11 protein-coding genes are annotated in these 21,078 nt (G+C 73.0%); 9 read left to right on the top strand and 2 right to left on the bottom strand.

Annotated features, from left to right (window positions below; all coding sequences use genetic code 11):
- Positions 1 to 14: 14 nt before the first annotated feature.
- Complete coding sequence (locus tag IEX89_RS19940) at positions 15 to 566, bottom strand: aspartyl/asparaginyl beta-hydroxylase domain-containing protein (RefSeq protein ID WP_188915017.1); 552 nt, start codon at positions 564 to 566, stop codon at positions 15 to 17.
- Between the two features lie 34 nt (positions 567 to 600).
- Positions 601 to 1,413, bottom strand: a complete 813-nt coding sequence (locus IEX89_RS19935) for a 4'-phosphopantetheinyl transferase family protein (protein WP_188915016.1) — start codon at positions 1,411 to 1,413, stop codon at positions 601 to 603.
- 144 nt (positions 1,414 to 1,557) lie between these two features.
- Here IEX89_RS19935 and IEX89_RS19930 point away from each other — a divergent pair, with 144 nt between their 5' ends.
- The 9 genes from IEX89_RS19930 to IEX89_RS19890 all read left to right on the top strand — a co-directional run bounded on the left by IEX89_RS19930 (position 1,558) and on the right by IEX89_RS19890 (position 21,073).
- Complete coding sequence (locus tag IEX89_RS19930) at positions 1,558 to 2,193, top strand: hypothetical protein (RefSeq protein WP_188915015.1); 636 nt, start codon at positions 1,558 to 1,560, stop codon at positions 2,191 to 2,193.
- Between the two features lie 84 nt (positions 2,194 to 2,277).
- A complete protein-coding gene (locus tag IEX89_RS19925; protein ID WP_188915014.1) occupies positions 2,278 to 11,565 on the top strand; it encodes a non-ribosomal peptide synthetase in 9,288 nt (3,095 codons plus the stop codon).
- A gap of 22 nt (positions 11,566 to 11,587) precedes the next feature.
- Positions 11,588 to 12,439: a cupin-like domain-containing protein gene (locus IEX89_RS19920; RefSeq protein WP_188915013.1), complete on the top strand. Its 852-nt coding sequence runs from the start codon at positions 11,588 to 11,590 to the stop codon at positions 12,437 to 12,439.
- A gap of 50 nt (positions 12,440 to 12,489) precedes the next feature.
- Entirely contained in the window at positions 12,490 to 12,702 is a 213-nt protein-coding gene (locus IEX89_RS19915) for an MbtH family protein (RefSeq protein WP_188915012.1), read from the top strand.
- A gap of 97 nt (positions 12,703 to 12,799) precedes the next feature.
- On the top strand, positions 12,800 to 13,516 hold the full coding sequence (locus tag IEX89_RS19910) for a thioesterase II family protein (protein WP_188915011.1): 717 nt from the start codon (positions 12,800 to 12,802) through the stop codon (positions 13,514 to 13,516).
- Between the two features lie 10 nt (positions 13,517 to 13,526).
- On the top strand, positions 13,527 to 14,693 hold the full coding sequence (locus IEX89_RS19905) for a glycosyltransferase family 4 protein (protein WP_188915010.1): 1,167 nt from the start codon (positions 13,527 to 13,529) through the stop codon (positions 14,691 to 14,693).
- A 131-nt stretch (positions 14,694 to 14,824) separates the two neighbouring features.
- Positions 14,825 to 16,069, top strand: coding sequence for an NHLP bacteriocin system secretion protein (locus IEX89_RS19900; protein ID WP_188915009.1), 1,245 nt, complete (start codon positions 14,825 to 14,827; stop codon positions 16,067 to 16,069).
- Positions 16,059 to 18,239 carry an NHLP family bacteriocin export ABC transporter peptidase/permease/ATPase subunit gene (locus IEX89_RS19895; RefSeq protein WP_188915008.1) on the top strand — a complete coding sequence of 727 codons (2,181 nt, stop codon included), beginning with the start codon at positions 16,059 to 16,061 and terminating at the stop codon, positions 18,237 to 18,239. The genes IEX89_RS19900 and IEX89_RS19895 overlap by 11 nt, the downstream gene beginning before the upstream one ends.
- A complete protein-coding gene (locus IEX89_RS19890; protein WP_188915007.1) occupies positions 18,236 to 21,073 on the top strand; it encodes an NHLP bacteriocin export ABC transporter permease/ATPase subunit in 2,838 nt (945 codons plus the stop codon). The genes IEX89_RS19895 and IEX89_RS19890 overlap by 4 nt, the downstream gene beginning before the upstream one ends.
- Positions 21,074 to 21,078: the final 5 nt, after the last annotated feature.

The raw sequence follows: 21,078 nt of genomic DNA, 5'->3' as shown, positions 1-21,078 counted from the left end.
CGCGTTTGTGCGCCTCAGGCCGGCTTGCCGTCCTTCAGCGCCGCCGCGAGCTCCGGCGACATGGCGAGGTCGACCTCGGTCTTGCCCGGGCGCAGGAACTCGATGAGCAGCACCACGCGTCGCGTCGTGTCGCGATTCCAGGCCTCGTGCTCGATCATGTCGTTGAAGGCCATGAACTCGCCGGGCGTCCAATGGTAGGTGTCGCGCCCCACCCGGATCGCGCAGTTCTCCGGCACGATCAGGCCGAGATGCCCCACGTAGAGCGCGTGCGAGTAGCCCACGTGCGGGGTGATGTGGGCGCCCGGCTGCAGCACGGAGAAGCCGGCGCTGCGCAGGCCGGGGATCGTCTCCAGTATCGCCGTCGTCTTCGGGCAGCGCGCGCAGTTCTCGTCGAAGCGATCGCCGAGGAGATAGAAGCCGTAGGCGTCCCAGCCCTGGCCGTAGAGGTGGCGCTCGGGCCAGGGGATCATCTCGCCCGCCTCGAGGTCCTCGAGCTCCTGGAGGATGTCGCGCCAGCCGGCTTCGAGGCGGCGGGTGAACTCGAACTGCGACGTGTCGAGGAACATGGACGTCTCCGGCGCGGCTTCGCTTTCCCGCTAGCTACCACGAGATGTCCTGCGCTGACCAGTTCCCCACCGGGGGGAGATCGGCGCCGACGATGTCCGCGGGCGTGGCGGCGAGGGCGGCGGTCCAGCCGGGACGGGGCTCGAACAGCGCGAGCGACCACGCGGCCGGATTGCCGTCGCATTCGGGCGCGCCGTGCGTGCGAATCACCCGCGGCGGCGGACCGACATCGACCGCGAAGGCGTCGAGCGGATGCGCGAGCCCTCGGCCGAGCGCCTTCACGAAGGCCTCCTTGGCGGTCCAGATCCGATAGAAGTGCGCCCGCGCCGCCGCCTCGTCGGCGTGCTGCGCGATGGCCGCGATCTCCTCGGCCGCGAAGAAGCGCCGGGCCACGGACCGGAAGTCGTCGATCGGCCGCGTCTCCTCCAGATCGACGGCGAATCGCCCCCGATCCGCACCGGGGCCGACTGCGATCAGCGCGAGATCGCCCGAATGCGAGGTGGAGAAGCCCGGCGCATCGGCCATGTCGACATACGGCCGGCCGAATCGCGGCTCCTCGGCGAGCTTTACGGCCCCCGGCGTGCATCCGAGCCGCTCCGCCAGGATCGCGCGCAGGGCTGCGCGGCGCAGGACGAAGCGCCTACGGTCCCGCTCGAAGCGAAATCGCGAGGAACGGTCACGCTCGGCCTCGTCCAGCATTGACGCGCGCCACATTTCAATCGACAGTGGCGATGCCAGCGATACCGTCCACAGCTCGAGCGCGTTGTCCCCGGGAGGCCGGGCGGCGGCCGGCCGGGGGCGGGGGGTCGACGGGGGGTGCTCACTGAACGGCTGCATGTCGATCCGCATCGTAGTAGATTGTGCGGCGCTCGGCATCGGAGCTTCGTCGGGCATCGAGACGGGTTCACGCCCGGCCGTCCCAGGCCGGGTCCATACGCGAACATCCATCGGCTGCCGACCGGATGCGGCAGGCCGGGAACCGAGGAGAGCACGATGAGCGAAGCAGTCCAGACGGCCGCGTCGGCGGCGAAGGGTGCGGTCGATACGGCCAAGGCCAGCCTTGGGGCGGTGGACCCGACCTCCGAGATCATCGCCAACGCGAAGAACCACCCCTCCGCCCAGAAGCTGATCTCGGCGGTGCAGTCGCACGGCATGGCGCTCGTGGAGGCCGTCGAGGCCCTCGTCCACGCCATCGACTTCGACAAGGTCGCGGCCTCCCAGGCCGCCGGCTCGCACGCCGGCAACGCCCACATCGACACGACCAAGCTCGCGCAGGCGACCGGCAGCCTGAAGAAGGCAGCCGACCTCAGCGCGGTGGTCGAGGCGGTCAACGGTCTCGCCGCCGATACCGCCCTCACCGACGAGATGAAGAAGGGCTTCGCGGCCAAGGGCCTCACCGACGGCTACGACGACGTACGTGGCGCGCTCAAGAGCGTGAAGGTCGACCAGATCGGCGTCGTGCAGCATCTCGAGCAGATCATCGACCGCGCCAAGGCCGAGTCGAGCCAGGACACGCCGGCGCTCCAGCACCTGCACGGCGAGCTCCAGGACATCGACACCAAGCTGAAGTCCGAGCTCTCCGACCTCATGACCGCCGTCGACGGCTTCCTCGGCAAGCTCGCCGCCTGACGCTCCTGTCGCGCGCGCGGCGCGTCGCCTTCCCGGTGGCGCGCCGCGTCCGGCACGGCATCCTCGCAGCGAGAGTTCCGCCTCATGTCCCTGATCGGGAGCGAGAGCTCCGGACGCGTGCCGACCTGCGTCGACTGGCTGCGGCTGCGGTCCCGCACGCGCGGGGACGCGGTGGGCTTCGTCGACATCGACGGCGAGGGAAATCCCGCGGGGACGCTGACCTGGTCCGAGGTCGAGCGCGGCGCGCGGCAGGTCGCGGCGTGGCTGCGCAGCCGCGGGGTCGTTCCCGGTGACCGGGTGGTGCTGGCCTTCGCCGCGGGCGCGATCTTCGCCCCGGCCCTCTACGGATGCTTCTACGCCGGCGCGGTCGCCGTGCCCTGCGCCCCGCCGCTTCGGGCGCGCGCGGGCGGTCGCGCGCTCGGCGTGCTCACGGCCTCGGGCGCGCGAATCGCCCTGACGACGCAGGCGCTCGCCGAGCCCCTGACACGCGCCCTCGCTGGGGAGGAGAACGCGCCCGACTGCATCGCCGTCGAGGACGTCCTGGCCACCGGCGACACGACCGTCGAGCCGCTTCATCGCCCGCGGCCGGACGACGTGGCGCTCCTGCAATACACGTCGGGCTCGACGAGCCGCCCGCGCGGCGTCGCCATCACCCACGCCAACATCGTCGCCAACATGACGATGCTGTGCGACTGGTCCGATGCGGACGAGCGCGCGAACTTCCTCTCCTGGCTGCCGCTCTTCCACGACATGGGGCTCGTCGTCGGCTACCTGATGCCGCTGGCGTCCGGCGGGACGAGCCATCTGATCACGCCGGCGGCCTTCGCCAAGAAGCCCTCCGTGTGGATGCGGGCGGCTTCCCACGTCCGCGCGACGCACTCGGCGGCGCCGAACTTCGCCTTCGAGCTCTTGGCCCGGCAGGTCCCGGACGCCGAGATCGAGGGGCTCGACCTCTCCTCCTGGCGCTGGGTGCTGAACGCGGCCGAGACGATCCGGCGGGCGACGAACGACGCCTTCCTCGCGCGCTACGCCCCGCTCGGTTTCAATCCGGGCGCGCTCCTCCACTATTACGGCCTCGCCGAGGCCACCGTCTGCGTCACCGGTCATCGGCCGGGGCGCCGCCCGCTCTACCTTCCCTTGTCCGGAACGGCGCTCGAGGCCGGGCGCGTCGTCGACGTGAGCGCGGACGATGCGCTGGACGTCCCCGACCGGCGCTTCGTCGCCGGGGTGGGCTGGACGGAGGAGGCCTCCGCCCTCGCGATCGTCGATCCCGCGAGCGGCACGCCGCTCGGCGACGATCGCATCGGCGAGATCTGGGCCTCGGGCCCCAGCATGGCGCAGGGCTATTGGGAGGACGAGGAGGCGACGGCCGCCACCTTCGGCTGGCGCCTGCCGGGAGACGAGCGGGCCTTCTTCCGCACCGGCGATCTCGGCTTCACCCGGGCGGGGGAGCTCTACGTCACGGGGCGGCTCAAGGAGATGATCGTCGTCGCCGGGCGCAACCTCTATCCCGTCGACATCGAGGGCACGGTGCAGGACGTGGATCCGCGCCTCGTGCGCGACCGCGGCGCCGCCTTCCCCGTCGACGCGGCGCGCACGGAGGCGGTGGCGATCGTCCAGGAGGTCCGCCGCGAGGGCGATCTCGACCTCGACGCGCTGGTGCGTCGGACGGTCGGCGCGGTCGCCACGACGCACGAGGTCGAGGTCGCGGCCGTGGTGCTCATCCGCCAGGGCACGCTGCCGCTCACGAGCAGCGGCAAGGTCCAGCGCGCGGAGGCGCGGCGGCGCTGGCTCTCGGGCGAGCTGAAGGCGCTCGCCGAGTTCCGCGCGCCGCAGCCGAAGGCCGAGCCGGAACCGAAGCCGGTCGCGGCGCCGCCGCGCACGACGCCCGCGGCCGTCGCTGCGCTCCTGTGCGCGGACCTCGCGCAGGTGCTGAACCTCCCCCTCGACCAGATCGACGTCGACGAGCCGCTGAGCCATTTCGGCTTCGGCTCCCTCGTCGCCGCGCAGCTCGCCGAGCGCGTCGGGGCGCGCTTCGGGCTCGCGATCGCGCCGACGCAATTCTACGACACGCCCACGATCGAAGCCGCCGCGCGCTGGATCGTGGAGCAGGGCGGGACGATTCCCGCCGCCGCGCCGCTTCCGCCGGCACCGCGTGCGGAGCCTCTCGCGGAGCCGAGGCCCGAGCCGGTCCCCGTCGACGCCCCGAACGCGATCGCCATCGTCGGCATGGCCTGCCGGATGCCGGGTGCGCCGGATCTCGAGAGCTTCTGGTCCCTGCTGCGGGAGGGCCGCGAGGGCGTCGGCGAGCCGCCGGCGGAGCGGCGCGAGCTCGCCGCGCACTTCGCCGCCGCGCCGGGCGTACCGCGCCGCGCGGGCTACCTCGACGACATCTCGCTCTTCGACCCCGCCTTCTTCCGCATGGCGAAGCGCGAGGCGGACCTCCTCGATCCGCAGCACCGCCTCCTCCTGGAGACGACCTGGCATGCGCTGGAGCATGCGGGCCTGCGCCCGGAGGACCTTCGCGGGCGTGCCGTCGGAGCGTTCGTCGGCATCTCGACCTCGGATTACGTGGAGCTGACGGCGGCGCAGGACCGGGCGGCGGACGCGCATTTCCCCACCGGCAACGCCCACAACATGGCGGCGAACCGGCTCTCCTACGCCTTCGACTGGCGCGGCCCGAGCTTTTCCGTGGACACGGCCTGCTCGTCCTCGCTCGTCGCCACCCATCTCGCGGTGCAGAGCCTGCGGCGGGGCGAGTGCGAGGCGGCGATCGTCGGCGGCGTGAACCTCGTCCTCTCGGCACGCCTCACCCGCGCCTTCCACGCCGCCGGGATGCTCTCGCCGGAGGGGCGCTGCAAGACCTTCGATGCCGCCGCCGACGGCTACGTGCGCGGCGAGGGCTGCGGCGCGGTCGTGCTCAAGCGTCTCGCCGACGCGCGGCGCGATGGCGACCGGATCGTCGCGACGATCCGCGGCTCGGCGCTGAACCAGGACGGCCTCTCCAACGGCATCACGGCGCCCAACGGCCCCGCGCAGAGCGCCGTGATCCGCGCCGCGCTGGCGGACGCGACCATCGCGCCCGACGCGGTGGGCTACGTCGAGACGCACGGCACGGGCACCGATCTCGGCGACCCGATCGAGCTGACGGCGCTCGCGGAGGCGCTCGGCGAGAGCGCGCGGCGGCCGCTGCTGGGGGCGCTCAAGAGCAATATCGGGCATCTCGAGGCCGCCGCCGGGATCGCGGGGCTGATCAAGGCGGCACTCGTCGTCTCGAACGGCACGATCCCGCCGAACCGGAACCTCGACACGCCGAACCCGAAGCTCGCGGCCGCCCTCGCGCGGCTCGAGCCCGCGCGCGCCGAGGCGCCCTGGCCGCCGGAGCGGGCGCGGCGGATCGCAGGCGTGAGCAGCTTCGGCTTCGGCGGCGCCAACGCGCATGTCGTCGTCGAGGGCGAGCCGGCGCGCGAGGCTGTCGAGGATGCCGATCAGGCGACAGGCCCCGAGATCCTGACGATCAGCGCCGGCTCGGAAGCGGGCCTGCGTGCCCTCGCGCAGGAGTGGCGGGCCCGTCTCGCGGCGCGGCCGGAGATCCCCGCGGCCGTCTACGCCGTCAACGCCGCGCGCCATCGCGGCGCGCTGCCCTGGCGCCTCGCGCTCGTGGGCTCGACCGCGGCGGAGCTGGAGCGCGGGATCGGCGATTGGCTCGCCGGGCGTGGCGAGGCGGCGTCGGGCCGCGTCGCGAAGCAGCCGCCGCAGCGCATCGGCGTCGCCTTCCTCGACAACGGCGCGGCCGGCCCGGCGGAGCGCCTCGCGCGGCTCGTCGAGATGGGTGACACCTGGCGCGCCTGGGGCCTCGAGCCCGGGGCCGTCGCCGGGCGCGGGGTGGGCGCATGGGCCGCGGCCGTGATCGGTGGGCTCGTCGACATCGAGGACGCGCGCCGCGCCGCCGTCGAGGAGGGACACGGGGGAGGGCGCCCGGCGCCCGTCGCGGAAGCCGGCGCGGTCGCCGTCGTCGCAGGCGCGCGCGATCCCGAGGCGGCCCTGCGCCGGGCCGGATGCGACCGGATCGTCGTCTTCGACGCCGCCATGGATGCACACGCCCTCGCGCGGGCGCTCGGCGCGGCGTGGGTCGCCGGTATCGGCCTCGATGCGAAGAACGGCGTGGCGGGGCGGCGCGTGCCGTTTCTCGACCTGCCGCGGATGCGCTTCGAGCGCCGGCATTGCTGGTACGACGCACCCGAGGAGAAGAGCGGGGGCTGGTTCGGCGCGGCGATGGGCGCGCTCGGCGCGGTGCAGGCGCCGATCGCGAGCGGGGCGGCCGCGCTCGGGGCGCTCGCCTCGCTCGGTGCGATCCGCCATGCGGTCGCCGTCCCGCCGCCACCGCCCGCGCCGGACATGGTCGAGGCCGACCTCACGGCGATCATCGCCGAGCTGCTCGGCGGGCCGCCGAGCGAGATCGACCCGCACGAGCGCTTCGTCGAGATGGGTGCCGACAGCATCGTGCTGACGCGCGCGCTGCGGCGCATCGAGGAGCGCTTCTCGGTGAAGCTCACCATGCGCCAGCTCTTCGAGACGACGCCGGACATCGCCTCACTCGCCGCGCATCTGGCGCAGCAGGCGCAGCAGGCGAGCCCGGGTCGGGAGGAGGCGCCTCCGGCTCCGGCCGCCGCTCCCGTGGAAATGGCGGCTGCCCCCGTGGCCATGCCGGACGACGTCCGCGCGTTGCTCGCGCGAACCGACGAGACGCTGAAGCTCCTCATCGCGCAGCAGGAGGAGCTGCGGCGGCGCATCGACGGCGCCGGAGCCTCGGCGCCCACGCCCACGCCCATGCCCGCCGCCCCCGCGCCATCGCCGAAGGCGCCCGACTCCCTTCCCCTCTGGCGCCCCGCGGCGGAGATCGCCGCGAGCGCCGGGCGCACCGGCGCGCTGGAGCGGCTCGTGCCGCGCTACACGGCGATGACCGCGGGATCGAAGCGCCTCGCCGCCGCCTTCCGCCCGCGCCTGTCGGACAACCGCGCCTCCGCCGGATTTCGGTTCTCGACGAAGGAGATGGTCTATCCCGTCGTCGGGGAGCGGGCGAAGGGCGCGTATCTGTGGGACGTCGACGGCAATCGCTACGTCGACGTCTCCATGGGCTTCGGCACGCTGCTCTTCGGGCATGCCCCCGATTTCGTCGAGGCGGCGCTCCGCGACGAGCTCGGCCGCGGCTTCGCGCTGGGGCCGCAGGCGCGGCTCGCGGGGGAGGTCGCCGATCTCGTCTGCGACCTCACGGGCGCCGAGCGCGTCGCCTTCGCCACCACCGGCACCGAGGCGGTGATGACGGCCCTGCGGCTCGCCCGAACCGTGACCGGGCGGCGCCGGATCGCGATCTTCGAGGGCGCCTATCACGGCCATTTCGACGGCGTGCTCGCGAGCGCCGGCGCGAACGGCCCCGAGCCCATGGCGCCGGGTATCGTCGACGCCATGGTCTCCGACGTCGTCGTCCTGCCCTACGGCGATCCCGCGGCGCTCGATCGCCTGCGCACCGTCGCGCACGAGCTCGCGGCGATCCTGGTCGAGCCGGTGCAGAGCCGCCGGCCGGGGCTGCAGCCGGCGGAATTCCTGCACGATCTGCGCCGGATCGCCGACGCGTCGGGCGCGGTGCTGCTGTTCGACGAGATGATCACCGGCTTCCGCATCGCCGCCGGCGGGGCGCAGGCGCATTTCGGCGTGAAGGCCGATCTCGCGACCTACGGCAAGATTCTCGGCGGCGGCATGCCCGTCGGCGCCGTCGCCGGTCGCGCCGACCTGCTCGACGCCCTCGACGGCGGCCAATGGGCCTACGGCGACGACAGCTTCCCCGAGGCGCAGACGACCTTCTTCGCGGGCACCTACAACAAGCATCCGCTCGCCATGGCGGCCGCGCGCGCCATGCTCGGGCGGATCGCGCAGGCGGGCCCGGACCTCTATGCCGGGCTCGAGGCGCGCAGCGCCGATCTCGCGGGGCGGCTCGACCGGCTGTTCGAGGAGGCCGGCTACGGCATGCGCATCGCGCGCTTCGGGTCGCTCTTCCGCTTCACCCACGGCGACAATGCGGACGCCTTCCTCTACGCGCTGCGCGCGCGCGGCCTCTTCGTTTGGGAGGGCCGCAATTGCTTCCTTTCCACGGCGCACGAGGACGCCGAGATCGACGCCATCGAGGCGGCCGTCGCCGGGGCGCTGGAGGACGCGCTGGGCGAACGCCCGCCGTCGTCTGCGAGCCGCCGCGCCGAAGTCGCTGATTCGCTGCGTGAATTCCCGCTGAGCCCGGCCCAGCGCCAGCTCTGCCTCCTGGCCGAGCTGCGGCCCGGCGCCGAGCGCGCGTACCACGAGAGCGCGGTTCTCGATCTGCCGCGCGCGCCGGACCCGGCGCTCCTCGCGCGGGCGCTCGGGGCGGTCGTCGCCCGTCACCCGGCGCTGCGCACCGTCATCGACGCCCGCGCCGGCCTGCAGCGCGTGCGCGATGCGGGCGACGTGCCCAACGCCTTCGCGCTGCGCCGGATCGAGCCCGGCGAGCGCATCGAGGACGTGCTCGCCGGCATCGTCGCCGAGGCGTTCGCGCCGGACGCGCCGGCGATGCGGGTGCGCCTCGTCCCGCGCGCCGACGGCGGCGCGCATCTCGTCGTCGTCGCGCACCACGCGCTCGCCGACGGCGGCTCGCTCGGGATCATCGTGGAGGACCTCGCGAGCGCTTATTCGGCCCTGCGCGCGGGGGCCGAGCCCACCCTTCCGCCCGCATCCGGCTTCGCCGATTTCCTCGCCCGGCAGGAGGCGCGGCGCGAGGCGCGAGCGCGCACGCTCGACGCCTGGATCGCGGCTCTGGGCAGCCCGCCGGTGCTCGATCTGCCCACCGACCGGCCACGCCGCGCCCAGGCGAGCCACGCAGGCGCGTCCGTCTCCGCGATGCTGCCGGACGACACCGTCCCCGCCGTCGCGCGCGCCGCGCGGGCGCTGTCGGTGACGCCGGTGATGATCCACCTCGCGGCGTGGCTCGTCCTGCTGCATCGGCTGAGCGGGCAGGCGCGTGTCGTCACCGGCCTGCCGAGCGACGGGCGCATCGACGAGGCGGATCGGCGCCTCGTCGGCGATTGCGCGCAGATGCTGCCGATCGCGAGCCTGCTCGATCCCGACGACACGCTCGCCTCCTTCGTCGCGCGCCTGCGGGGGACGATGCTCGACGCCTACGAGCGGCAGGATTTCGACTTCGCGACCCTGATCGAGCGCCTGCGGATCCCCTCCGATCCGTCGCGCACGCCGCTGATCGCGGCGGCGTTGAACCTCGATCAGGCGGACGCCGTCCCCGCCGGCTTCGGTCCGGGCGCCTCCGTCGTGCAGGCGCCGGTGCGGGCGGTGAAGTTCGACCTCGTGCTGAACCTCATGCGCGTCGGCGAGCGGCTCGACGCGCGGCTCGAATATGCGAGCGACCTCTTCGATCGCGCCACGGTGGCGCGCTGGCTCGACCTCTATCGCGAGACGCTTCGCGCGATCGCCGCCGACGCCGAGCGCCGCCCGCACGAACTCGCCTTCTGGCAGGCGCGCCGCGAGACGCCCGTCGAGGCCCCCGACGCCGAGACGCTACCCGCTTGGATCGAGCGCATCGGCGATACCGAGCGCCGGGCGCGGATCGAGGCCCGCGCACGTCGCCTCGTCGTCCGCGGCGTCGGGCCGGAGATGGCGGTGGGCATCTGCGTGGAGCCGACGGACGACCTTCCCGACGTGCTTCTCGCGGTGCTGCGCGCGGGCGGCGCCTACGTGCCGCTCGATCCGGATCAGCCGGAGCGCCGGCTCGCCGCCATGGTCGCGGCGGCGGGGTGCCGGCTCGTCCTGTGCGACGGGGAGACCCTTCCGCTCGCGGAGCGGCTCGGCGTCCCGTTGCTGCGGGTCGACTGGCTCGACGCCGAGCCGGCGGCGGACGTCGCGCTCCCGCCGCTACCGCTTCCCGCGCAGCTCGCCTACGTGATGCACACGTCGGGCTCCACGGGCGCGCCGAAATCGGTGGGCGTCTCGCACGGGGCGCTCGCGAACCTCCTCGGCGCAATGGCCACGGCGCCCAGGCTCACGGCGGGCGACCGGCTCCTGTCGGTCACGCCGCTCGGTTTCGACATCGCGGCTCTGGAGCTGTTCCTGCCGCTCGTCACCGGCGCCGAGCTGCGCGTCCTGCCCCGGCGCCTGCGCGGAGATCCCGCGGGGCTGCTCGGCGAGATCGGCGCCTTCGGCGCGAGCGCGATGCAGGCGACGCCGGCGACCTGGCGCATGCTCCTCGATCACGGCTGGACGCCGCCCGCGGGCTTCGAGATCCTGTGCGGCGGCGAAGCGCTCCCGCCCGCCCTCGCGCGCCGGCTCGTCGCCCGCGGCGCGACGCTCTGGAACCTCTACGGCCCGACCGAGACCACGATCTGGTCCATGCGCGCGCGCATCGACGAGGCGGACGTCGTCGACCTCGGCGAGCCCGTCGGCGGCACGACGATCCACCTCGTGGACGACGCGCTCGATCCCGTGCCGGACGGTGCCGTCGGCGAGATCGCCATCGGCGGGCAGGGGCTCGCCCGCGGCTACGGCGGGCAGGCGGGCACGACCGCCGATCGCTTCCGCCCCGACCCGTTCTCGATGGTGCCCGGCGCGCGGCTCTACCTCACCGGCGATCTCGCCCGCGTCGACGCGCGCGTGCGGCTCGTCCATCTCGGTCGGCGCGATCACCAGGCGAAGATCCGCGGGCATCGGATCGAGACGGACGAGGTCGCGGCGGCGCTGGAGCGGCTCGACGGCGTGCGCGCGGCGGCGGTGCTGGTGGAGCCGGCGGGGGACGGCGGGGCCGAGCTCGTCGCCTATCTCGTCTCGGCCTCTGCCCGCGAGCCCTCCGTCGAGGATCTGCGAGACGGGCTCGCCGCCTGGCTCCCGGCCTACATGATCCCGTCGCGCTTCCACCTCGTCGAGGCGCTGCCGCTCAACGCCAACGGCAAGCTCGACCGTGCCGCTCTGGCGGCGACGCGGACGCGGCGCGCCGCGCGTGGAGCCGGTTTCCAGGCGCCCGTCGGCGCGACGGAATCCGCGATCGCGGCGACCTGGCGCGCCGTGCTCGGCATCGAGGAGATCGGCGCGGAGGACGGGTTCTTCGCGCTCGGCGGCACGTCGCTCGCGCTCGCGCGCGTCCACGACATGCTGCAACGGCGCCTCGAGCGCACGTTCCCGCTCGCGCTCTGCGTGAGCCGGCCCACCGTGCGGGCGCTCGCGGCCGAGCTCGACCGCACCGGCGCGCCGGCGGCGAGCGCGGCCGTCGCGGCGGCGGGCGAGCGGGCGCAACGGCGCCGTGCCGCCTTGCGGGCGGCGACATCGATTATCGACGAGAGCTGACAGCGAGAGAGCGGAGGGGGCGATGACGACGATCGTGGCGACGCAGGAGAGCGGGACGAGACCGCTCGCCATCGAGGAGCGCGAGACGCTGCCGAGCGCGGAGGAGTTCCGCACCCGCTACGCGGCGCGCAGCAAGCCCGTCGTGTTCCGCGGCGGCATCCGGGACTGGCCGGCCTTCCGCGAATGGACCCCCGAGTACCTGGCCGAGAAGGTGGGCGGCAACGAGATCAACGTGCAGCAATCGCCCACCGGCATCTTCGGCCTCGACCCGGAGAAGGGCGGGCCGCGCTTCGAGGAGGTGAAGACCACGCTCGGCGCGTACGTGCACTCGATGATGAACATCACCGAGGGCGACATCCGCTACTACGTCCAGCGCGTGAACATCCCCGAGAAGCTGCCGGAGCTGAAGGACGATTTCTCGCTGCCGTCCTACGTGGACGCGGCGAAGGTCTACCTCATCAATCTCTGGATGGGCCCGGCGGGCAACGTCACGACGCTGCACTACGACACGCCGAACAACTTCCTCGCCCAGGTGCGCGGCCGCAAGCGGCTGAAGATGTTCTCGCCCTGGCAGGCGCGCCGGCTCTATCCGTGCCGCAGCAAGGCCTACAACATGAGCCGGGTGAACATCGACGCGCCCGATCTCGAGCGCTTCCCGCGCTTCGCCGACGCCCAGATGTACGAGGTGGAGATCGAGGAGGGTGACCTCCTCTTCATCCCGACCTATTGGTGGCACCAGGTCTACAGCGAGACGGCCGGGATCAGCGTCAACATCTGGTTCATTCCGATGTATCGGCAATTGATCGGGCCGCAGCTCTGGGACAACCTGCCGGACATCGCCCGGGAGCTGACGAACCGCGCGGGCCCGCGCTGAGCGCCGCCACCTGCGAACGAGACTGCGAACGACGGCCGGGAGGGCCGAGCATGGACGAGGACGAGGACCGCACGATCTACGCCGTCGTGGTGAACCACGAGGAGCAATACTCGATCTGGCCGACCTATCGGGAGATCCCGCCCGGCTGGACGGCCGTGGGCAAGGAGGGCCCGAAAGCCGCGTGCCTCTCCTACATCGAGGAGGTCTGGACGGACATGCGCCCGCTCTCCCTGCGCAAGAAGATGGAGGAGCAAGGCCGGTGAGGGGGAGAGCGTCCTGAGTGCCACCGCACGGCCCCTCCCGCGGCCGGGCAGCGCCGGCGGCTGGCTCCTGCCGCCGCGGCGTCCCGATCGGCCGCGTTTGCGCGTCTTCTGCTGGCCCTATGCGGGGCTCGGCGCCTCGCTCTTCGTGCCCTGGAGCCGGAGCGCGCCGGAGAGCGTGGGGGTCTACGGCATCCAGGCGCCGGGGCGCGAGAGCCGCATCTCCGAGCCCGCGATCACCTACCTGCCGGAGATGATCGAGCGGCTCGTCGGCGCCATGGCCGAGGAGCCGGGCCTGTTCGACGCGCCCTATGCGCTCGTCGGGTGCAGCTTCGGGGCGATCGCGTCGCTCGAGCTCGCCCGCGCGCTTCCGCGCGCCGGGCTGCCGGCGCCGGTGGCGATGACCGTCTTCGCCTGCCGGGCGCCGCACCGGGTGCAGCCGGTGGGCCCGTTCTCGACGCTGGACGACGAGGCGCTGATCGACCGGCTCCACCACGATTACGGCGGCGTGCCCGAAGCTCTGCGCCAGCAGCCCGAGCTGTTGCGCCTGTTCTTGCCGGCCCTGCGCGGCGACCTCGCCGCCATGGAACGCTACGCCCCGCCGGCGGACGGTCTCCCGCTCGCCTGCCCGATCTTCGCCCGCGGCGGCGATGAGGACACGCAGGTTCCGGGCGACGTCCTGGCCGAATGGACGCGCTGGGGCGGCGCGGGCTCCGACGTCCGGCAGGGGCCGGGTGGGCATTTCCTCGTGCGCGACAAGTCGCCGGCGGCTCTGGCCGAGACGCTGCGGGTCCTCCGGCCGTGGCTCCCGTCGTGAGGGAGCCGGCGTGAGGATCGGGCTCCTCGGCCCGCTCTGGCCGCCGCGCGGCGGGGGCGGGGAGGTCTATCTCCAGCGCATCGGCATCGCGCTGGCGGCGGCCGGCATGGAGGTCTTCGCCTGCACGGGAGCCGCCGCACCCGAGGCCGCCGCGGGGCTCGCGCCCGCCGCGGCTGCGCGCGACGTCGATCCGGACGATCCCGCCGCCTGCGCCGCATGGTATCCGCAGGTCGCCGCCTGGCTCGACGCGACCCGCCCGACGCATCTCCTCGTCAACGCCCCCTTCACCCGGGCGAGCCACGCGCATGCCGAGCCGGTCTACGCCATGGCTCGCGCCCGGGGCTGCCGGATCGTCGGCGTGCATCTCGACCTCGACCGCGGCATCGTCGAAGGCTTGGCGGAGGCATACGCCGCGACGGGCGACTGGGAGGGCGCGGCGCGGCTCGGCGAGGCGCGGCTCGCGGAGATGGCGGCGAGCCTCGGCCCGGGCGTCCACGAGGAGATCGGCTCGCCTCTCGTCTTCGACATCGACGGGCTGATCGCGTGCTCGGACTGGTCGGGGCGCTTCGTCGACCCGCTGGCGCGCGTGCCCCGCTTCACGGTGCATCCGCCGATGGGAGGGCTTTCGGCAGAGCCGGGCGGTCCGGCGCTCGTTCGAGCGGATTTCGGCTTCGTCAACCCGCGCCGCCACAAGGGCGGCCCGACGCTCGCCGACATCGTCCGCCGCGCGCCCGAGGGCTGGCGCTTCCGCGCGCTCCAGGGCGGGCACGGCGCCGCCTTCGCGGATTTCCGCGTAGCGATCGCGGGCGCGGCGGCCGAGATCGACCTTATCGAGCGCATCGACGACATGGGCCGCTTCTACGCGAGCATCGGCGCGCTGATCGTGGCGAGCACCTACGAGGGCTACGGCATGGTCGCGGTCGAGGCGATGGCGCGCGGCGTGCCCGTCGTCGCGCGCGACTACCCGGCGATCCGCGAGGCTCTGGGCAGCGGGGAGGGCGCCGGTGGGCTCGTCGTGCCCTTCGCCGCCTCCACCGCCGAATGGCTGGCGGCGCTGGAGACTGTGCGCTCGAATCCCGAGCCGTGGCGCCGCGCCGCCGCCTCCCGCACGCGTGTTCTCGCAGCCCGGGAGGCGGAGGAGATCGGGGCGCTCGTCGGCTTCCTGCGCGACCTCTGACCGACGCGCACACCTGGGAGGTGCGCATTTCCACACGGGCAATGTGATCTTAACGCTTCCGGTGTTTCCTTCCGGGACACGCGCGCACGCACAGCCGATGCGAGGACCGCAGCGACAGCCCGGGGGAGAGCGTGGCACAGTCGAGCGAAGCGAGCCTGCCGGGCCCGGAGCGGCTCCAGACAGCGATCCGCATCACCGATCCGGGATCCTGGATCATCGCGGCCGTGTTCGTCTTCGTCACGATCGCCGTGATCGTCTGGGGCGTGCTCGGCGTCCTCACGACCCGCGTCGGCGGGCTGGGCATCGTGCTCGCTCAGGACGGCGCCGTCTACGAGCTGCGCAGCGTCGGCGACGGCACCGTCGTCGAGCTCGCCGTCGACATCGGCGCGAGCGTCACCGAGGGCCAGATCGTCGCGCGCATCGGGCAGCCGGGCGATGCGGTCCGCATCGAGGCCGCCAATCAGCAGATCCAGCGGCTCCAGGACACCTACGACGTCCGCTCGGCGCAGGTTCGGGTGGATCTCGCCGAGCGCCGGAGCGCCACGGACCGGCACATCGCCGTCATCGAGGATCGCAAGCGCACCCTCCAGCAGCGGGTGGACTACCTCGCCGATCTCCTCGCCGTCGTCGAGCGCGAGCGGCGCGAGGGCCTCACCACCGAAGCGCGCCTTCAGCAGGTGCGCGCCGACCTCGCCGACACGCGCCTGCAGGTCAACGAGAGCGACGTCGAGGTCGCGCAGGCGAACCTCGAATACCTGGAATTCGAGGATCAGCGCCAGGACGAGCTCGACGCCCTGCGCCGCGAGATCGCTCAGGCGACGGCCGATCGCGACATCCTGGAGCGCACGCACAGCGAGCGCACGAACGTCGTCGCCGGCCGCGCCGGGCGCGTGATCGGCCTCTCCGCGCGCCAGGGCGACGTCGTTTCCGTCGGCGCGCCGGTGGCCCGCATCGACGCGGAGGGCGACGAGCTGCGCGTCGTCGCCTTCTTCGAGGCCGCCGACGGCAAGAAGATCGGGCCGGGCATGGACGTCGCCGTGTCTCCGAGCACGGCGGAGCGGGCGATCTGGGGGACGATCCAGGGCACGGTGACGCGCGTCTCCGAGCTGCCGGAGACGCTCGCCTCGGTCACGAGCCTGCTCGGAAATCAGCAGATGGCCGAGCAGGTCTTCGCGTCGGGCCCGCCGATCCTCGTCGAGGTGACGATGAAGGCCGATGCGAGCACGCCGAGCGGGCTCGCCTGGTCCTCGGGCGAGGGGCCGCCCTACGCCATCACGCACGGCACGATGTCGGCGGTCTCCGTCGTGGTGCGCGAGGAGGCGCCGGCCAATCTCGTCATCCCCGTCTTCCGGAGCTGGGTCGGGCATGGCACGTGAGCCCAAGCCCGGTCGGGTCTCGACGCCGACCTTCCTGCAGATGGACCCCGCGGAATCGGGCGCGGCGGCGCTCGCCATCGTGCTCGCGCATTTCGGACGGTGGGAGACCATCACCGACCTGCGCGAGGCGACCGGCACCTCCCGCGACGGCACGCGCTTCGAGAACCTGGACCGCGGCTGCGGCGAGTACGGCCTGAAGACGCAGAGCGCCGCACCGGACGCGGCGGCGGTGCTGGCGCTGCCCATGCCCGTGATCGTCACGTGGGAGCAGAACCAGTACGTCGTGCTCGAAGGCGCCAAGGGCGATCGCGTCTTCCTCAACGATCCCGCCGGCGGCAAGCGCTCGGTCGCGCGCGAGGAGTTCGCGCGCTCCTATGCGGGGCGGGTGCTGCAGGTCGCGCCGGCGCCCGGCTTCCGTAGGGGAGGGCATCCGCCTTCCCTGCTGCGCTCGCTCGCGCGCCTGCTGCCGGGCTCGCGCGACGCCTTCGCTCTGGTGGCTCTCTTCGGCGTGATGCTGGTCCTGCCCGGGCTGCTGCTGCCGGCCTTCCTGAAGGCGCTCGTCGACGACGTCCTCACCCGCGGGCTCGCGGGCTGGCTCCTGCCGCTCGCCATCGGGCTCTCCCTCGCCATGCTTGCGAACGGGCTCCTCACCTGGCTGCAGCGCGCCTACATCCTGCGGCTCCAGACGAAGCTCGCCATCACGCAGACGGCGCTCCTGATCTGGCACCTCCTGCGGGCGCCGGCGGTGTTCTTCACCCAGCGCCAGGTCGGCGATCTCGTCACCCGGGTCGACGCGTGCAATCGCGTCGCCGTGGTGATGGGCAACGAGGTCAGCCTCAACGTCGTCAACGCCCTCGTCGTGGTGTTCTACGCGGCCGTGATGGTCTTCCTCAGCTGGCAGCTGACGCTGCTCGCGATCGGCGCCATGGTCCTGAATTTCGCCGCGATCATCCTCGCCCAGGCGCCGCGTGTGTCGCTCGCGACCGATCTCCAGGGCGTGCAGGCGAAGGCGAACAGCGCGCTGCTGGGCGCCATCGAGAACATCGAGACCATCAAGGCGACCGGCGTCGAGAGCGACGTCTTCAGCCGCTGGGCCTCGCACTATTCCGGCGTCGCCAACGCCCAGCAGAAGCTCAACGCGCTGGGCGCGCTCCTCAACACCGTGCCGGAATTCATCAACAACCTGGTGCTCGCCGCCTTCCTCGGCTTCGGCGGCCTCTTGATCATGGACGGCGATCTCACGGTGGGCGGCCTCGTCGCCTTCCAGGCCGTGCTGACGCGCTTCGTCCAGCCGGTGATCGCGCTCGTCATGTTCTCCGGCAAGATCCAGGAGACGGTCGCCGACGTGGTGCGCATCGACGATGCGATGAACACCCGCCCCGACCCGCTGATGGCGAAGGTGGAGATGCTGCCGCCGGCTGCGCCGCAGGGCGCGGGCAGCGCCGCGACGCTTTCGGGCGCGCTCGAATTGCGCGGCGTCTCCTTCGCCTACGGCCGCCTCGATCCGCCGCTCATCGAGGGCTTCGACCTGACGCTCGCCCCCGGCGCGCGCGTCGCGCTCGTCGGCGGCAGCGGCAGCGGCAAGTCGACCATCGCGCGGCTCGTCACCGGGCTCTACCAGGCCCGCGCCGGTCAGATCCTGTTCGACGGCAAGCCCATCGAGGAGATCCCGCGCGGCCAATTCGTCGCGTCGGTGGCCTACATCCAGCAGGACATCCATCTCTTCCGCGGCACGATCCGCGAGAACATCACCATGTGGGACGACACCATCGCCCCGCAGGACGTCTACCGCGCAGCGCTCGACGCGCAGATCCACGACACGATCGCGGCGCGCGCCGGCGGCTACGAGAGCGCGGTGGAGGAGGGCGGCTCGAACTTCTCCGGTGGTCAGCGCCAGCGCATCGAGATCGCCCGCGGGCTGGCGCGAAACCCCTCCATCGTCGTCCTCGACGAGGCGACGGCGGCCCTCGATCCGCTCACCGAGCTGAAGATCGACGAGCGGCTGCGCGCGCGCGGCTGCACCTGCCTGATCATCGCCCACCGCCTCAGCACGATCCGGGACGCCGACGAGATCGTCGTCCTCGACCACGGCAAGGTGGTGGAGCGCGGAACGCACGAGGAGCTCATGGCGACGGGCGGACACTACGCGCAGCTGGTGGCGGCGGGATGAGCGGCGGCGTCGAAACCCTGCCCGCCCGCGCGGGCACCTCCGCCGAGGCGTCCCATGCGGCGCGGATCGCGTCCGCGATCGGCCGCGCCGACGCCGCACGCCGGGTCTCGGCCCGCGACGTGATCGATCTCGCGCGCGCCGACGCCGTCGTGCTCGTGATCGAAGGCACGCTCAACCTCTTCGTCGTCGAGCCGAACGGGCGTCGCCACGGGCTCGTCCAGGTCGCCGCCGGGGAGATCGCCTTCGGCTTCCCCGTCGGGGAGGGCGAGGCGCGCGTGCTCGCCGTGCCCGGCGCCGGCACGCGCATCGTCGCGGCCGATCTCGGCACCGTCGCGGCCTCGGCTAACGTGGTCGCGGACGATCTCGCGCGCGCCGTCGCGGCCTGGGTCGGGCGTCTCGAGGACGCGCTCCCCGATGCCGACGCCGCGGCGCCGGGTACGGCGATCGAGAGCCTGCGCACGCGCGATCGGCTCGGCGGCTCGTGGGCCGGCGGCTCGTGGGTCGGCGGATCCTGGACCGCGGATCTCCAGCGGGTCCACGCGAACGTGCTCGCGCGCATCCTCGCGGCCCTCGACACCGACCGTGAAGGCGTCTGGAAACGCCTCGACGCACGCCGCGGGGGCGACACGACCTCTTTCGACGGCTCCATCGGCGCCCTCGCCGCGGTGGGCGCAGGGACGCCGGCCGCGCCGGTCGCCACCGCCGGGACGCCGCTCCTCGCCGCCGCCTGCCTCGTGGCGAAGGCCGCCGGCATCGTGCTCGACCTGCCGAAAGGCGGGATGGACGCCGCCGCGCGCGCCTCCGACCCGCTCGCCATGCTCGCCGAGCTCGGCGGCTTCCACACGCTCCCCATCCGCCTCGACGACGGTTGGTGGCGCGCCGACATGGGGCCGCTCCTCGCCTTCTCCGGCCCGGAGCGCACGCCCGTCGCGCTCTTGCCCGCGGGGCCCGGCCGCTACGAGGCGCTCGACCCCGCCACGATGCGCAGCGAGCGGGTGAGCGCCGCGAATGCCGGGCGCTTCGCCCGCGACGCGCAGAGCCTCGTGCGCCTCCTGCCGAGCCGCTCCGTCGGCTTCCGCGACGTGCTGGGGATCGGCCTGCAGGGTCTGGGCGGCGACGTGCGCCGCCTCGTCGTCGCCATGCTGCTCGCGGGCTGCGTCGCCTTCGCCATGCCGCTCATGATCGAGCAGATCATCGGCAGCGCCGTGCCGGAGGCCGCGCGCGGCGAGCTCCTCGTCCTCGTGTGCATGATGGTCGCGGTGGCGATCGCGGGCGCGGGCTTCTCAATCGTGCAGAGCCTCGCGCTCCTGCGCATCGAGGGCTGGGCGAGCTCGCGCACGCAGCTCGCCGTCTTCGGCCGGCTCCTGCGGCTGCCGACCGAGTTCTTCCGCGACTTCACCGCGGGCGACCTCTCGGTGCGCGTGCGCGGCGTCGAGGAGATGCGCCAGCTTTTGAGCGACAACACGCTCTTCATCATCATGGCCTGCGTGAACGGCACGTTCTCGCTCGCCATCATGCTCTATTACGAGGTGCGCCTCGCGCTCACCGTCGCCGTCGTCGCCCTCGTCGTCGGCGCTTTGAACTACGTCTTCGGCCGCCGCGCCGTGGCGGTCCAGCGTCGCCAGCTCGACATCAGGGGCGAGGTGGAGGCGGACGTCGTGCAATATCTCGGCGGCGTGACGGAGCTGCGCACCAACGACGCGGAACGTCGTGCCTTCGCGCGCTGGTCGGCGAAGTTCGCGGAAAGCCAGGCCCGCACCTACGAGGCCGGGCGCCTCGCCAATGCGGGGCAGACGACGAACGCGGTCTTCACCTTCGGCTCCGTGCTGGCCATCGTGCTCGCCATCGGCCTGATCACGGACCAGCTCTTCGCGATCTTCCACGTCGACGTGAGCTGGGCCGGCCTCTCCGCCACGGGGCTGGAGGGGACCATCGATCCCGCCCAGTTCATGGCCTTCTACGCGGCTTTCGGCCAGTTCGCGCTCGCCGTGAACCAGGTCGTCCAGTCCGGCCTCGCGCTCACCGCGCTCGTGCCGACCTGGGACCGGCTGCGTCCGCTCCTGGAAGCACGGGAGGAGCATCAGGAAGGCGAGGAGGACCCCGGGATCCTGCGCGGCGACATCGACGTGCGCGAGGTGAAATTCCGCTACGTCCCGGACCAGCCCCTCGTCCTCAAGGGCGTGAGCCTCTCGGCGAAGGCGGGGCAGTTCGTCGCCGTCGTCGGCCCGTCGGGCGCCGGCAAGTCCTCGCTGATGCGCCTGCTCCTCGGCTTCGACGATCCGGAGGCGGGCGCCGTCTTCCTCGACGGCATGGACATTCGCCAGCTCAACAAGCGCGCCGTGCGGCGCAATTTCGGCGTCGTCCTGCAGACCGTGCGGGTGATGACCGGCACGATCTTCGAGAACATCACCTCCGGCACGGACATGAGCGAGGAGGACGCCTGGTGGGCGGCCGAGCAGGTGGGCTTCGCCGAGGACATCCGCCGCATGCCGGACGGGCTCCACACCATGCTCAGCGACGGCGGCTCGACGCTGTCAGGCGGGCAGTGCCAGCGCCTGATGCTCGCGCGCGCCATCATCCGCCGCCCGCGCATCATGCTCCTCGACGAGGCGACGAGCGCGCTCGACAACGAGGTGCAGTCCATCGTGACGCAGGCGCTCGACAAGCTGAACTGCACGCGCGTCGTCATCGCGCACCGCCTGTCCACCATCGCCAACGCCGACACGATCTACGTCGTCGACGCCGGACGCGTGGTGGAGCACGGCACCTACGCGGAGCTGATGGCGCAGGGCGGCGTGTTCGCGGATCTCGCCCGGCGGCAGCTCGCGGAATGAAGGGG

The organism is Salinarimonas ramus (genome assembly GCF_014645695.1).
Lineage (GTDB): Bacteria > Pseudomonadota > Alphaproteobacteria > Rhizobiales > Beijerinckiaceae > Salinarimonas > Salinarimonas ramus.
The sequence above is the reverse complement of the archived record's forward strand: the minus strand, read 5'-3'. Positions and strand labels throughout refer to the sequence as shown.

Bases quoted from the DNA above. Each gene is read 5' to 3' on its own strand.
- IEX89_RS19940 (WP_188915017.1), bottom strand. From the start codon at position 566: ATGTTCCTCGACACGTCGCAGTTCGAGTTCACCCGCCGCCTCGAAGCC.
- IEX89_RS19935 (WP_188915016.1), bottom strand. From the start codon at position 1,413: ATGCGGATCGACATGCAGCCGTTCAGTGAGCACCCCCCGTCGACCCCC.
- IEX89_RS19930 (WP_188915015.1), top strand. From the start codon at position 1,558: ATGAGCGAAGCAGTCCAGACGGCCGCGTCGGCGGCGAAGGGTGCGGTC.
- IEX89_RS19925 (WP_188915014.1), top strand. From the start codon at position 2,278: ATGTCCCTGATCGGGAGCGAGAGCTCCGGACGCGTGCCGACCTGCGTC.
- IEX89_RS19920 (WP_188915013.1), top strand. From the start codon at position 11,588: ATGACGACGATCGTGGCGACGCAGGAGAGCGGGACGAGACCGCTCGCC.
- IEX89_RS19915 (WP_188915012.1), top strand. From the start codon at position 12,490: ATGGACGAGGACGAGGACCGCACGATCTACGCCGTCGTGGTGAACCAC.
- IEX89_RS19895 (WP_188915008.1), top strand. From the start codon at position 16,059: ATGGCACGTGAGCCCAAGCCCGGTCGGGTCTCGACGCCGACCTTCCTG.
- IEX89_RS19890 (WP_188915007.1), top strand. From the start codon at position 18,236: ATGAGCGGCGGCGTCGAAACCCTGCCCGCCCGCGCGGGCACCTCCGCC.